Raw genomic sequence first — 14,255 nt, 5'->3', positions numbered from 1 at the left:
TAAAAGTATCTGACAAATAAAAGGATTCACTTATTGGTAGTCAGAATAAATAATTGTGTCTAAAGTTAGTCTGCACTCACGCTTATTTTTATCTCACCTCCTGGTAATGATGGTGGGGGTAGGTAGCTTTGTTGCGATTGCTAAAGTGTCTTCTCCGCGTTTTTTTGTTAGGCAACTTGAACAATTAGAAGGGCCGGGATTTACTTTACGCTACGCTCGAACTCAACTCATTCAAGGGTTTGATGTTGCCTGGAACCGGGGGACTTTTTGGGCGGTGCTGGTAGGTGCTACGGCTGCCGGCGGCTTGAGTTATTGGGTGGCTAAACGGATTACCCAGCCTTTAACCCAAATCGAACAAATTACTCAAAAGTTTGCTGCCGGCAATTTGGATGAACGAATGCCGGCTAGTGAAATTCCAGAACTGAACCAATTGGGTGCTAGTTTTAACCGCATGGCGTCGAGTTTAGAAGGGGTTGAACAGCGACGCCGGCAACTCATTGGAGACTTAAGTCATGAGTTGCGGACTCCGCTAACCGTCATGCGGGGTTATTTAGAAGAGTTAGCCGATGGCAGAATTGAAGCGTCTCCTGAAATTTACTTGCGACTGGTAACAGAAACGCGGCGTTTGGAGCGTTTAGTTAACGATTTGCAAGAACTTTCTAAGGCTGAAGCTGGGTATTTGGCGATTAATCTTCAGCCGGTAAATTTGTATCCGTTATTAAAATCACTGGTAGAAAAATTTGCCGATCAACTGCTCGAAGATGGGCCGGTTTTACAATTAGATTGTGCCGTGCAAGTGTTGCCGGCGCTGGCAGATATTGACCGCACTGAGCAAATTATGGTCAACTTGTTGGGTAACGCACTACGTCATACCACAGCCGGTTCTATTACTGTTCGTGCTTGGAGTGAAGCCGGCAAAGTTTGGGTGGAAGTAATTGACACCGGCACCGGCATCGCACCCGAAGATTTGCCTCATGTCTTTGAGCGCTTCTGGCGAGCTGATCGGTCGCGTTCTCGTAATTCTGGAGGCACCGGCATCGGTTTGGCGATTTCCCGCCGGCTGGTTGAGTTGCAAGGTGGCCAGATTCAGGTGGAAAGCCGGTTGGGAAAAGGAAGCGTTTTCCGATTTTTCCTCCCCCAACCTTAAATAGGCTGTGCTAAAAACAAATCTTAAAGAGTGCTTTGTAAATTTATCCCTACAACAGATTGACACAAAGTTTTCATACACCTGTCATATTAGACTGTTAATTTACAAGAGTTCATTCCCAGGTTAAGCATTGAAATCTATAAATTTTTAACCAAATTGTAATTTTGGAAGATTTTAAAATAAATTTTCAATTCATAATATTAGCCTATTAATTGGTTTAGCTTTTATTTGACTTGGTGACGATTTCATGAAATGAGAATCAAAATAGTTAAAAAATATTATCATTATGTCATCTGTATTTTTAGCAATTATTCTCGTTGCTTTGCTTAATCTTTCGGGTGTGGCAGTGATCACTTACCTTTTTCCCAAACACGACTCCCACGATTAAATTTGCATGAATGATGAACCGGCACTAAATAAAACAAGGTGCGAGAAATGAGTGTTCGTTTCACATAAAAAAAAGGATGGGCGAGCGACCCATCCTAAACAGTCAATCAGGAAATCTATTTAAAAACTTTGAAGCGCTAACCAGTTATTGTTCTTGAGCCGGCAGCGGTGCCGGTTGCACAGCTAACGTCAGGCTTTGGCCATTGCGACGCAATTCTACTTGCATATCCGTCCCGATTTTGCCTTTTTCAACTTCTTGTTGAATGCTGCCGGCATCGTTTACTGGTGAGCCATTCAGCTTTTGAATAACATCACCGACACGTACTCCCGCTTTGGCTGCCGGTGAATCTGGCAAGACTTTCATCACTAACACGCCTTGATCTTCATTAACAGTCACAGGGGCGTTAGGATTTTTATTGATATTTTCCTTAATTTCTGGGGTTAGCGTTACCATTTGGATGCCTAAATAAGGATGTTGCGCCCTGCCGGTGGTTGCGAGTTGATCAGCAATTTGTTGCGCTTTATTAATCGGAATCGCGAAACCTAAACCTTGCGCCCCACTAATGATAGCCGTATTCATCCCAATTACCTCACCGGCTTGATTCAGCAGTGGCCCCCCTGAATTACCGGGATTAATTGCCGCATCGGTTTGAATAAAGCTGACTCGCTTATCAGGCACTCCAACTTGAGAACTTGTGCGCCCTGTGGCACTAATAATTCCCACAGTTACCGTATTATCTAATCCCAAAGGATTGCCGATGGCAATTGCCCATTCACCGGGTTGTAGCTGCTCAGAATCACCCAATTTTACACTCGGCAAATTATTAGCTTCAATTTTAACAACAGCAACATCTGTAACGGGATCGACACCCAAAACTTTGCCCTTAAACTCACGTCCATCTTTCAGCGTTACAGTTACCGTGTCGGCACCATCAACCACATGAGCATTGGTCAGAATATTACCGTCGGAGTTAATAATAAAACCTGAACCTGAACCTCTTTGAACCTGCGTTTGAGGTGGAATTGGAACCTTAGAGCCAAAGAATTGACGGAAGAAAGGGTCATTCAAAGCATCGGGTATCCGGGAAGTCACGGTGCGAGAGGCATCGATCCGCACAACAGCCGGCCCAACATTCTGAACCACTGAGGTAATAAAATTAGACTCGGTCGAGATTGGCAATCGAGATTGAACGATTGGACGAGCCGGCACCTGAGCCACTACAGATGTTGCCGGCTGCAGCGAGAGGGCTTTCTGAGACGCTAAGTAAGCTCCTGATAGAGCCATGCCGGCACCCAGCAAAAGTACCGACAGATAGCTAGCTGGCTTTTGCCAACCAGAGCGTGAAGCATTGAAGTCGATGCTGTTCGGTTGGCTAGAGTTATTTAAATCGCGGGGTTGTGTTTGCATTGATATCACCTGCTGCAAAGACGTCAGAATCAAGCGCTCTTGGCTTTAGCGAAAGCAGCCTTCAAGAGTTGACTCTTTTTAATTTAGATAGTTGATATGACGCTTTTGTGACAAACTTGTCTCAAAAGCGTGATAATTTATCTTCTTGCTCTTTGCAGCTCAAACAGGTTGGTTTTTAGATGGGAATGGGGAATGGGGAATGGGGCATGGGGCATGGGTCAAGGCTTCGCCAACCTAAAGGTAGGGGCATGGGGCATTTCTCCCACTCTCCCCCTCTCCCACTCAGGACTCAGCACTCAGGACTCAGGACTCAGCACTTTCATTGCATTCCCCGCAACACTTGCCGAATTAAATCTGCCGGCACTTGATCTGTTACGGTTGCTGCACCGATTTTTTCTGGTAGTACAAACCGAACTTTTCCTGCCTTGACTTTTTTATCGCTTTGCAAACTTTCCAGAATTTCTTCAATATCCAAAGGTGCCGGCAATTGAGTGGGTAAACCGGCTTTTTCAATTAATGCCAACTGCCGACGATCGCACTCTTTATCCCACATTTGCAACTCAACGGCTAGCTGACTGGCTGCCACCATGCCGATGCCAACCGCTTCCCCATGATTGACGACTTTATAGCCGGTGAGGCTTTCTACAGCATGACCAATCGTGTGACCATAATTTAAAATTGCCCGTAAGCCCGATTCTTTTTCATCTTTGCTCACTACATCTGCCTTACTTTGGCAAGACCGGCTTAAAATTTCTAGCAATAAATCAGCACTCACATAGCGCATTTGATCCAAGCGCTTGCACTCTTCCAGCTTGACAAATAACTCGGCATCCCAGATAACACCGTACTTAATCACTTCCGCCATGCCGGCTCGAAATTCCCTTGCCGGCAGCGTTTTCAGCACATCGGGATCAATGAAAACCAACCGAGGTTGATGAAATGCACCGATCAAATTTTTTCCTTGGGGGTGGTTAACGCCGGTTTTGCCGCCAATGGAAGCATCCACCATTGCCAAAAGCGTTGTCGGCACTTGCACAACATTAATCCCGCGCAGCCAAGTTGCCGCCGCAAAGCCGGTCATATCGCCAACGACGCCACCGCCTAACGCAACCATTGTTGAGGAACGTTCTAAGCGGTTTTTCAAGGCAGCATCGTAAATTTTTTGCAGCGAGTTGAGGGTTTTGTACTGTTCACCGGCAGGCAAAATGCAGCTAGCCACCTCAAACCCAGCGGTTTTTAAGGATGCCTGTACCTGTTCTCCGTAATGCCGGTATAACACCGGATTCGATACCAATAAAACTTTCTTACCGAGTTGCAGCGGTTGCATCTGTGCGCCCAGTTCACCTAAACTGCCACAGGCGATTGCAATCTCATAAGACTGCTGCGGTAGATTCACGCGGACGACAGAAGCCATAATTCAATCTCTAATCAATCTTTAAGGTTACTGCACTTAGTAAGTTTCTACCGCAGTCTTAGCCAAAAGTCGAGTGTGCCGGTAGCAACCCGCTTGAGTATGCTGTATTCTAGCCCGCGCCATGTTTCAATAGTTCTTATTAGATTTTGATGGAGAAATGTAAATGAGCGTAGATGCAGCCTTGTCTTATTTTCTGCTTTTAGGCGGTGCGTTTGGAACTGCTGTGGTGCTGCTGTTTGGCTTAAGAGCTGTCAAACTGATTTAAAAGCTAGGTTCTCGTTCCCAGGCAAGCGCTTGGGAACGAGGAGAATCGCTGAGTTAACTTGCTAGTTTCGCCGGCACCTCGGCTTCGTTAAGTTTGTGTTCTGCCTCATTTGCCAGAAACTCAGCCACCTGCGCTTCAATTTCATCGCGCACAATCTGCCGGTATTCTAAGAAATGCTCATTGTGAGCGCACACCGTCAGGTAATGCTCCCAAACCGCCGGATTGCGCTTAATAATGCTAAATAAGTGATGCCAGAAGATCCAGCGAGTATTGCGTTTGAAACCCTGACGCCAGCAGACAATCAAGAAAGCGCGTACATCCACCCAACTGGGCCATTTAAACGGAAGTTTGCATACCGGCGCACCCATCATCAGGAAACAGCGATAGGTACGATCCAGAAATAGCTTCGGATCGTACAGTTGCCAGAAAGCCTCCACATATTCCCTGGCAATCTCTTCTAAAGGCCGAGTGGGAATAAAATTCATCAATGTAGTTTGATTGATGTTGCCGTCTTTGTTCCGCATCCGTCCTTCTTTTTCTAGCCGGTTCCACAGTGCGGTATGCGGCAACGCTTGCAACATAGCAAACGTTGTGCTAGGAATTGCTGCCAGCTCTGCAAATCGGACAATCCGATCACCGGCACCCGATTTTTCCCCATCAAAGCCAATAATAAACCCAGCCATTGGCCGCAGCCCAGCACGCATAATCGTCTGCACCGCATCAATCAGCGAACTGCGCGTGTTTTGAAATTTCTTGGTTAGTTGTAAACTTTCTTCATCCGGCGTTTCAATCCCTACAAACACCGCATCAAAATAGCACTCTAACATCAGCTGCATCAGTTCCGGATCTTCTGCCAGGTCAATGGATGCTTCTGTATTAAATCGGAACGGATATTTATGTTCAGCTTGCCAAACTTTTAACTCTTTCAGCAACAACTTAACATTGCGTTTGTTGCCAATAAAGTTGTCATCTACCATAAACACACTGCGCCGCCAGCCTAATTCATAGAGATAATCCAACTCGGCTAGCAACTGTGCCGGTGTTTTGGTGCGGGGTTTGCGACCATAGAGTACAATGATGTCGCAGAATTCGCACTGGAACGGACAGCCGCGAGAGAACTGAACCGACATGGAATCATAGGCGTCGAATTCCAGCAAATCGAAACGCGGAACGGGGGTGCTTGTCACATCCGGCTTCTCACCGCCAGATCGGAAAATTCCTTGCGTTTCACCTTTTTGAATTGCCTCGACAAACATCGGCAGCGTGATTTCCCCTTCATCCAAAATTAGATAATCCGCACCGGCTTCTGTAGCTTCACAGGGAACCGAAGTTGGATAAGGGCCACCGACTGCGACTCGCTTGCCGCGCCGCTTGGCTTCGCGAATTTGTTCGAGCAAATCTACTTTCTGGACAATCATCGCAGAAAGAATGACCAGATCCGCCCATGCCCAATCTTCCTCAGTGACAAAGCGAATGTTGCGATCAACCAGCTTAAATTCCCACTCCTGAGGCAAGATTGCTGCCACTGTCACTAAACCTAAAGGCGGCAGCAAAACCTTGCGATTCACAAGTTCTAGGATTTTCTCGTAAGACCAGAACGTTTTGGGAAATAGAGGATAGACTAGCAAAACCCGCATTGATAAGCTCCTCACACTGTGAAATTAACATCTGAGTCTAAATGACTTAAGCTTAACGCGACTTGACTGCTTTCCCGGTTTGTACAACCGGCAGCTAAGTAAGTGGAAAGTGCAAAATTGTCGCTTGTAAAGTTTTGTAACAATCCAGAAAATTCCACGGGGTCAACCTATATAAGCCCTTTAAGCAATTTCATTCCTCATGAAATATAGCGTTCACCGGGAAGCTAGAGTTATGAACCCGCAGCAAAGCCAACTTTATCAACAAATCCAAGCATTTTCCCTTGACGATCCCGATGCGAGATGGTGTTTTAGCCGGCGACTGGCAAAAGAAAAGGGCTGGAGTGATGGCTATACTCAGCGCGTGATTGCGGAATACAAAAAGTTTGCGTTTCTGGCAGTCGCGGCGGGACATCCGGTTTCACCATCTGAGCCGGTTGATCAAGTCTGGCATTTGCATTTAACTTACACGCGATCTTACTGGCAAGAATTTTGTCCTCAGATTTTACAAATGCCTCTGCATCATGAACCTTCTCGCGGAGGTAGCAGTGAACGCGATAAATATAACGATTGGTACAACAAAACACTTGCCAGTTATGAGCATTTTTTTGGGTATGCACCCCCTAATGATATCTGGCTTCCCTTGCACATTCATATCAATCACAGCAATCAATTCGTGCCAGTCAACCGGCAACAGAATTGGATTGTGCCGAAGCCAAGTTTGGATTTCTTGCCCAAAATTGACTGGAATCAGCCGGCAATAATGGCAGTGCTATTTGTTTTAACCCTTGCTGTAAGCGGCTGTGCTTCTTCCCTACAATCGGGCACTTTCCCCAATCCGCTTAACCTAACGGGGCCAACATTTTTGGCACTATATGTATTTTTAGGGCTTGTCAGCATCATCTTGGGAGTCCTTCAGGGCCATTATCTGCGACTGCCGGGTGGCAACTCTACTGTTGAACTGGATTTGTATGAAACTGCCTACCTCAGCGCCGGACAACACCACACCGTGGATACGGCAATTGCCAGCCTTGTACAGCGAGAACAAGTGGAAGTGCATACAGGAAGCCAGCTCGTTCTTACAACAACTTTAGAGCAGATTAAGCACCCACTGGAACAAGCCGTTGCCGCAGCAATTGAAAGCTATGGAAATATTTATCAGGTAAGAACAGCGATTGCGGTTACTGCTGCGGTTGAGCAAATTCGTGAACGCTTACAGCAATTGCAACTGCTGCTGAATCAAAAGCAAGCTGATTTTGTTCGGATCTTTTCAGCAATTCCTATTTTCGCTTTGTTGGCACTCGGCGTTACCAAAATTTTCGTGGGACTCTATCACGACAAGCCAATAGGGTTTCTGCTGTTTCTGTGCATTCTCACCGCCTTCATTGGGTCAATTTTTCTATCTTCATTGCCGTTTCGTAGCCGGTTAGGCGATCACGTACTCGTGAATATTCAAAGTCATTTGGGACGTCCAACAGTTGCTAGCACCACTGATCCGCAACTTCCAAGGGCATTTGCTGTACTGGGCGCTGGCGTCTTAGCCGGCACCACACTTGCCGGTTTAAAAGAAGTTTTCATTCCTCCTGTGGCTGCTAGTAGTAGTGCCGGTGGCGGTGATGGTGGCGGCGGTGGCGGTGATGGTGGTGGCTGTGGTGGTGGCTGCGGTGGCTGCGGCGGCTGCGGCGGCTGCGGCGGCTGAGACATGAGTAAGTTTTAGCGATTTGCCAGATGAAATGCAGTTCCTTGTGTTGAAGGGTTGCCGGCTCATGTAAAGTTTCGTAACCATCCAGATAAATGTATGAAAGCAATGCCAATAAGCAGATTGCGGATGAGGTGAAGATATGATTAGTTCGTTCTCCGACACGCCTGAATTTTTCGTTTTGCTTGCTCCCCAAACCGAAGATTTTTTATGTTTGGTAGAGGATACGGATGGGGCGAAACTGTGGGAATGGACTCCCTTCATCATGAGGGCAATACAGTTCAAAACCTTTCAGGAAGCGCGGGAGAAAGCCGAAGAGTTAGTTAGGGATCGCCAAGAAGGTTACGAGCTAGCCGTGTGTCATGTTTTAGTATTCGACGACGGGACACATTTCATGTGGGGAAAGCAAGAAATCATCAGAAAGGGAAAGGGCTTTTCAACAATTGAGATAAACGCAGTCAATAAACCCTTATAAGCAAATAATGATGAGGTGAGGATATGATTGGGCAGGTTTTAGGCGAGCGTTACCAAATTCAACAGCAACTCAGCAAAAAACCCGGACGAGAAACCTTTCTGGCGTGTGATCTCGTAACGCAGGAACTCGTGGTTGTCAAAATTCTGAAATTTGGCGGGGACTTTGAATGGGATCACCTGAAATTATTTGAGCGAGAAGCTCAAATCTTACAAACCCTATCGCTGCCGGCAATTCCTAAATATCTCAATGGATTTGACCTCGATTTACCCAATTGCAAAGGATTTGTTTTAGTTCAAACTTACATCAAAGCCATATCCTTAGAAGCCCATTTAAAAGCTGGGCGTACCTTCAGCGAGGCAGAGGTGAAACAAATTGCTGAAAATCTTTTAGAAATCCTGATTTACTTACACGAACAAAAGCCACCGATTATTCACCGAGATATCAAACCCAGCAATATTCTGTTGAATAACCGCTCAGGTAATTATGTGGGAAACGTGTATTTGGTTGATTTTGGTTCTGTGCAGAATTTGGCAGCGGTGGAAGGAGGAACTTTTACAATTGTGGGCACCTACGGTTATATGCCGGTGGAACAATTTGGCGGACGGGCAGTACCGGCTTCCGATCTCTATAGTTTGGGGGCAACGTTAATTTATTTAATCACAAGAGTGCATCCCTCTGATTTGCCGCAAAAGGATTTTCGCATTCAATTTGAACAAGTAACTGAGTTAAGTTTTGAATTCAGTCGCTGGTTGAGAAAGATAGTAGAACCGAGTTTGGATAAACGGTTTACTTCGGCTCAGAGAGCTTTGCAAGCGTTGAAACAACCCGATTTCATCGATTCTGCGCCGTTAATTCCTAGAAAGCCGGCAGGTAGCAATCTATTACTTACCAAGAGTGCAGCCGAACTGCAAATTATTATTCCATCATTTTTTCAAGTAGAATTATCTAATTTATCTAAATTTAATTGGTCATTATCAATTATTATAAAAAGAATGTTTAATGGTTTACAGATTATAATCGAGAAAATAGTTTCATTCGCGGTTCTTATTCTTATTTTTGGTTGGATGTTTATCGGTGCTTTAGCGGCTAGCTTTCAATTTTTTCCTTGGGTGCCGTGGGTAATACTAGGTTACTTGTTGCTTCTTGCTATTTATAAATTATTTTACAGCGTTCGGCTACACATAGATCGAGACAAAATTTACTTTATTCAAAAAGCTTTTGGATTTCAAACAATTACTTTATCCTTGAGAAAAGATATTCTCAAAATTGAGCGAATTTGTCCTTATATAAAAATTGTAGAAAGCGTAGACAGTTATTCATCTAATCTTGTTCGCAGCTCAATTGCCATTTGGGCAGGCACCCAGCAATATGAACTAACAAATTTGACGGAGCCAGAACTAGATTGGTTGGCGTATGAGCTGAGTGAATGGTTAGAGTTACCTATCGAAATCCGCCAAGTACATACAGTAAAATCTACTAGCTAATTGATGTTTTTGTTTGAAATCTGCTTCCTAATTTACCTTACTTTATGTGTGAATTAAATGAACTCGTGTTAGAAACCCGTTGCTATCCGCAGGGCAGCTTTGAGCGTCAAAAAAGGCTGAATTTAATTATTGCAAAAATGCAGCGCTCCACCCAAATTTGGAAAGCGCCAAATGTGCCAAGAGATGATTATCAGGAGGCACTTCAGCAAACTTGGTTATGGTTTTGTGAAAATCTAGATCGTTACGATCCTAGTAAAGCCGGGGTCATGACTTGGTTCAATAATAATTTAAGATTTAAAATTCTTAATCGCTGGCAAGAAATCCAAAGAGAAAGAGCGAACTTTATCGATTTGGAAACCCCCTTGAATAAAGATGAAGCACCCTCCATGTGGAATATTCCAGACAGCCGGCCTGAACCTTCAACGATTATGGAAGACCTCCTAGAATGGTTGGAGAAAAACAAAAAAGAACTCAAACGAATTCATGTAAGGAACTGCCCAGATGTGAACTGTTATATTTTAATCCGCTGTCGGTTGCCGCCAGAACCTATTCCTTGGGAAACGCTTTCTAAAGAACTGAAGGCTGCTGTTCCGACATTGAGCGGTTTCTATCAACGCGAGTGTATTACTCAGCTCCAAAGATTTGCCAGAGAAGGCGGCTACCATTCCTGACGTAACAATTAATCATGAAAGACTTAACTTCTTTTAGTACCTTTAGCATTCCCCTAGCTCCCAAAGATCGCTACGCTGCCGAACAATTTGCGCGGGAGCAACCAACTGCCGAAAAAGCAACTCAAGTTTATTGCAATACCCTGGCCGTTTTGGTTGTCCATTATTACTTGCGAATGCTTGCGATTTCTACGCATTTAAAAACGGGTTATAGTTGGAACGCCGGCTGTCGTCTTGGGGCAGATATTGCTGATTTATATTTACCAGGAAAAGGGCGGTTAGAATGTCGCCCCATTCCTCTAGGAGAAGCAACCTGTGCCATTCCCCCAGAAGTTTGGGCAGATCGACTCGGTTACATCGTTGTCGAGATCGATAAAACTTGTGAAGTCGGAACGATCTTAGGATTTGTTCAAATTGCCGCACCCACTATTTCCCGCTCACAATTGCAACCGCTTGACGCCTTACTAGAAATATTGCACTCTACACCGGCACTCGTTCCTTCAGTCGGATTTGTCCGTTTAAATCTATGGTTACATCAAGTATTTGATCCAGGTTGGCAGGCTTTTGAGGAATTAATTTCTCAGCAACAATCCTGGGCATTCCGCACGCGACAGGCTGAGTCTGTGAGTGTTTGGCAACCGATTGAACAGTTGTATTCTAGTCAAGAGACCGCTATTCTGCAAGATGAACATTTCTCCCCCAGCGACGCCCTCAGTTATTTAATTCAGATAACTGAAGACGAAGAAGTGCGCTGGAAAGCGGCTGAACTGTTGTGGGATCTCGCCCCGGAAAACCCCCATGCCGGCATTCGACGCCTCACTGATTTGAGAAGCCAATTAGCCGGTTATGCCGGCGCTTTAATGGTGGCAATTTTGCCAAAGGCTGATCAAACTTTCGCGCTATTATTGCGAGTTTATCCGCTGCGCTATCAATCCTATTTGCCAGCCGGTTTACAACTGGAAGTGAGCGGACAAGATGAATTGGGTAATCTTGTGAAAGAAAATGTGATTGCCAGAGAAAGCGATGACTACATTCAGCTAAAGTTAATTGCAGAACCGGGAGATCGGTTCAGTGTTGCCCTCAAGTTGGACAATGCCCGCTTTGAAGAACACTTTATGGTCTAATGCCAAGCGCAAATGAGTTATGGGAAAGCAGATTATCTTCACAATTGGTGATGGCAGCTTTGAGCAGGGATTTCCCGTAGAGTTTCAGATTCGAGACGCTGGACAAACTGCTTTTACGATTACGGGACAGCTACCTCCCGCAGTGGAAATTCTGCAATATTATAACCATTGGCAACAGGCTTATTGCTCTTTAGACAAAGTGCGGCATAAATTGCGGCGCATCAAGATTCCCTCTAACCAAACAAAAAACGTTTCCAATTCAAAGGAATGTAGTAAATTGGCAGAGGATCTTGAAACCAGTTTAAAGCAGTGGTTTGATTGCTTACCTCTGCAACAGTTTTCCGAACCGGCTCAGATTATTCTGCAAACTCAAGATCCAGCATTGCGCCGGCTTCCCTGGCATTTGTGGAATTTAGTTGAGCATCGCCCTGATATCGAACTATGCGTTAATTTCCAGCATCTTCCTAGCACTCAGCCGGCGTGGAAGCGACTACCAAACCCGGTGCGAATTTTGGCAGTTTTGGGCAGTGATGAAGGCATTGATACTCAAGCAGATTTGCAAGTTTTGCAGCAACTACCGACTGCCAAAGTAACGCAATTACAAATGCCGCACCGTAGCCAACTGATTGAGACACTGCTTAAACAGCATTGGGATATCCTGTTTTTTGCCGGCCATAGTTTTAGCCATAGTGAGGGGAAAGGGGGACAGATTTATCTCAATGAAACAGAATGTTTGTCCCTGAATGACTTGCGACTCGCCTTACACTCAGCCGTTCAAAAAGGCTTAACGCTGGCAATTTTTAATTCCTGCGATGGCTTAGGACTCGCGCAAAGTGCCTCAGATTTACAAATTCCCCATGTCATCGTCATGCGGGAACCTGTTTCAGATCCGGTGGCTCATGCCTTTTTGCGCTACTTTTTTGAAGCATTTGCTCAAGGGCAATCTTTGTATCGTTCAGTATGGCAAGCGCGGGCAAAACTTCAGGGGATGGAAGATAAGTTTCCGGGGGCTTCTTGGCTGCCGGTGTTATGTCCAAATCCGACGAAACCGCTGCCCATTTGGTGTAAGCCGCGATCTCCCTATCGTCAACTCGCTTTGCTAGCCGGCATTTTAACAATTCCCCTCGCCTTGTTTGCCGGTTGGAAAGTTTATGAATGGAACGCTTTGCAACGTCGCATCAGTTTAGGCGAAGAAATTTTAATCGAATCCGTCAAAACACCTGAGAAGGAAGCCGGTGTCAAAGCTTTTGCAGCTAAAGATTTCCCTAGTGCAATTTCCCACTTTCAAACCTCCTTACAAATCCATCAAAATGATCCGGAAACGCGGATTTATCTGAATAACGCCAAAGCCGGCTTGCATCCTGCCATAACAATTGGTGCGGCTGTTCCCATCGGCACAAATTCCAATGTTGCCCAGGAAATTCTGCGTGGTATGGCACAGGTACAGGAAGCGGTGAATCGTGCCGGCGGCATCAACGGGAAGTTTTTAAAAGTCAAAATTGCCGATGACGATAATAATCCCAGACTTGCCAAACGCCTTGCTGAAGTGTTTGTAGAAGACAGCAATATCCTAGCCGTTATTGGACATAACGCCAGCGATGCTTCTGCTGCCGGTGGTGCCGTTTATCAGGGCAAGTTGGTGATGATTACACCCACCAGTTTTTCTAAAGGCTTGGTTGAGCTAGGAGGGCGGGCTAACGATAACTTTTTATTTCGTACAGTTCCCAGCTTAAGTTCAGCAGCCAATAAGCTGGCTCGCTACGCTATCAAAACGGCAAACAAAACCCGTATTGCCATGTGTTTTGATATTGATTCTGTCGATAATCAATCCTTCCGCTATGAATTTGCGGCGGTAATGGATAGCGCTATCCGAGAAGATGGGGGAACGCTGATCGATATTCGCTGCAATTTTGGTGCACCGGGCTTTAATGCTGAGGTTGCGATCTCCCGCGCTAAAAATCATGGGGCTGATGCCATGCTGTTGTCTCCCCATGTTGATCGCCTCTCCAACGCGTTGGACATTGCTAAGGCGAATCGGGGACAGTTGGCTTTATTTAGTAGCCCAACATTGCACACGGCAAAAACACTTGAAGGACAAGCCGATGTTAACAATTTGGTGATTCCTGTTTTCTCGCATCCAGCAGCGATGTCTGCCAATCATCCATTTATCGCAGGTGCTAAAAACTTGTGGGGCAGTTTAGAAACACTCACTTGGCGAACTCCCAGCGCTTACGACGCCACGCAAGCCGTTGTGGCGGCAGTCAAACAAAGCGATGGTTCTCGACAACAGTTACAGCGAATATTATCAAGTCCGGGGTTTTCAGTTCCGGGTGCTTTCGATGAAGTGCAGTTTCACCAGTGGGGCGATCGCGTTGGTGGAAATCCCGTCTTGGTTCAAGTTCAACCCAGCGGTTCTGCCGGCAACTATGAATTCAAATTAATTGAAGGCGTTGAACAATCTGTTAGTTTAAAGAAAACGAAGTTAATTCCTTAGAAGGCAAAAGTTTTCTTAGCTATCGGTGGGACTGTAGGGTGCGTAACTCACGAACC

At 45.6% G+C, this 14,255-nt stretch carries 11 protein-coding genes; 8 read left to right on the top strand and 3 right to left on the bottom strand.

The features are described 5' to 3' along the window. Positions 1-55: 55 nt before the first annotated feature. Positions 56-1,147 (top strand): HAMP domain-containing sensor histidine kinase, encoded by a 1,092-nt coding sequence (locus H6F73_RS00640; RefSeq protein WP_347239441.1) that lies wholly within the window; start codon positions 56-58, stop codon positions 1,145-1,147. Positions 1,148-1,679: 532 nt separating this feature from the next. Here H6F73_RS00640 and H6F73_RS00635 read toward each other — a convergent pair. Next, entirely contained in the window at positions 1,680-2,942 is a 1,263-nt protein-coding gene (locus tag H6F73_RS00635) for an HhoA/HhoB/HtrA family serine endopeptidase (RefSeq protein ID WP_190756898.1), read from the bottom strand. Positions 2,943-3,261: 319 nt separating this feature from the next. After that, entirely contained in the window at positions 3,262-4,356 is a 1,095-nt protein-coding gene (gene aroB, locus H6F73_RS00630) for a 3-dehydroquinate synthase (protein ID WP_190756897.1), read from the bottom strand. A 163-nt stretch (positions 4,357-4,519) separates the two neighbouring features. On the opposite strand from aroB, the gene H6F73_RS00625 reads away from it, so the two are divergent. Next, on the top strand, positions 4,520-4,621 hold the full coding sequence (locus H6F73_RS00625) for a cytochrome b6-f complex subunit PetL (RefSeq protein ID WP_190756896.1): 102 nt from the start codon (positions 4,520-4,522) through the stop codon (positions 4,619-4,621). A gap of 53 nt (positions 4,622-4,674) precedes the next feature. Here the strand turns inward: H6F73_RS00625 and H6F73_RS00620 are convergent, their stop codons facing one another. Next, positions 4,675-6,258, bottom strand: a complete 1,584-nt coding sequence (locus H6F73_RS00620; protein WP_190756895.1) for a B12-binding domain-containing radical SAM protein — start codon at positions 6,256-6,258, stop codon at positions 4,675-4,677. A 199-nt stretch (positions 6,259-6,457) separates the two neighbouring features. On the opposite strand from H6F73_RS00620, the gene H6F73_RS00615 reads away from it, so the two are divergent. From H6F73_RS00615 to H6F73_RS00590, 6 genes are all read left to right on the top strand, one after another. Continuing rightward, a complete protein-coding gene (locus H6F73_RS00615) occupies positions 6,458-7,954 on the top strand; it encodes a TIGR04222 domain-containing membrane protein (RefSeq protein WP_242072290.1) in 1,497 nt (498 codons plus the stop codon). A 142-nt stretch (positions 7,955-8,096) separates the two neighbouring features. After that, a complete protein-coding gene (locus H6F73_RS00610; RefSeq protein ID WP_190756894.1) occupies positions 8,097-8,429 on the top strand; it encodes a hypothetical protein in 333 nt (110 codons plus the stop codon). A gap of 23 nt (positions 8,430-8,452) precedes the next feature. Continuing rightward, positions 8,453-9,913, top strand: a complete 1,461-nt coding sequence (locus tag H6F73_RS00605) for a serine/threonine-protein kinase (RefSeq protein ID WP_190756893.1) — start codon at positions 8,453-8,455, stop codon at positions 9,911-9,913. Positions 9,914-9,978: 65 nt separating this feature from the next. Beyond that, positions 9,979-10,584 carry a sigma-70 family RNA polymerase sigma factor gene (locus H6F73_RS00600; RefSeq protein WP_190756892.1) on the top strand — a complete coding sequence of 202 codons (606 nt, stop codon included), beginning with the start codon at positions 9,979-9,981 and terminating at the stop codon, positions 10,582-10,584. Between the two features lie 14 nt (positions 10,585-10,598). Then, complete coding sequence (locus H6F73_RS00595; protein ID WP_190756891.1) at positions 10,599-11,705, top strand: DUF1822 family protein; 1,107 nt, start codon at positions 10,599-10,601, stop codon at positions 11,703-11,705. Between the two features lie 19 nt (positions 11,706-11,724). Then, positions 11,725-14,199 carry an ABC transporter substrate-binding protein gene (locus tag H6F73_RS00590; protein ID WP_190756890.1) on the top strand — a complete coding sequence of 825 codons (2,475 nt, stop codon included), beginning with the start codon at positions 11,725-11,727 and terminating at the stop codon, positions 14,197-14,199. Positions 14,200-14,255: the final 56 nt, after the last annotated feature.

This window comes from Microcoleus sp. FACHB-68, assembly GCF_014695715.1.
Lineage (GTDB): Bacteria > Cyanobacteriota > Cyanobacteriia > Cyanobacteriales > Oscillatoriaceae > FACHB-68.
This window is presented reverse-complemented; position numbering and strand designations above follow the sequence as displayed.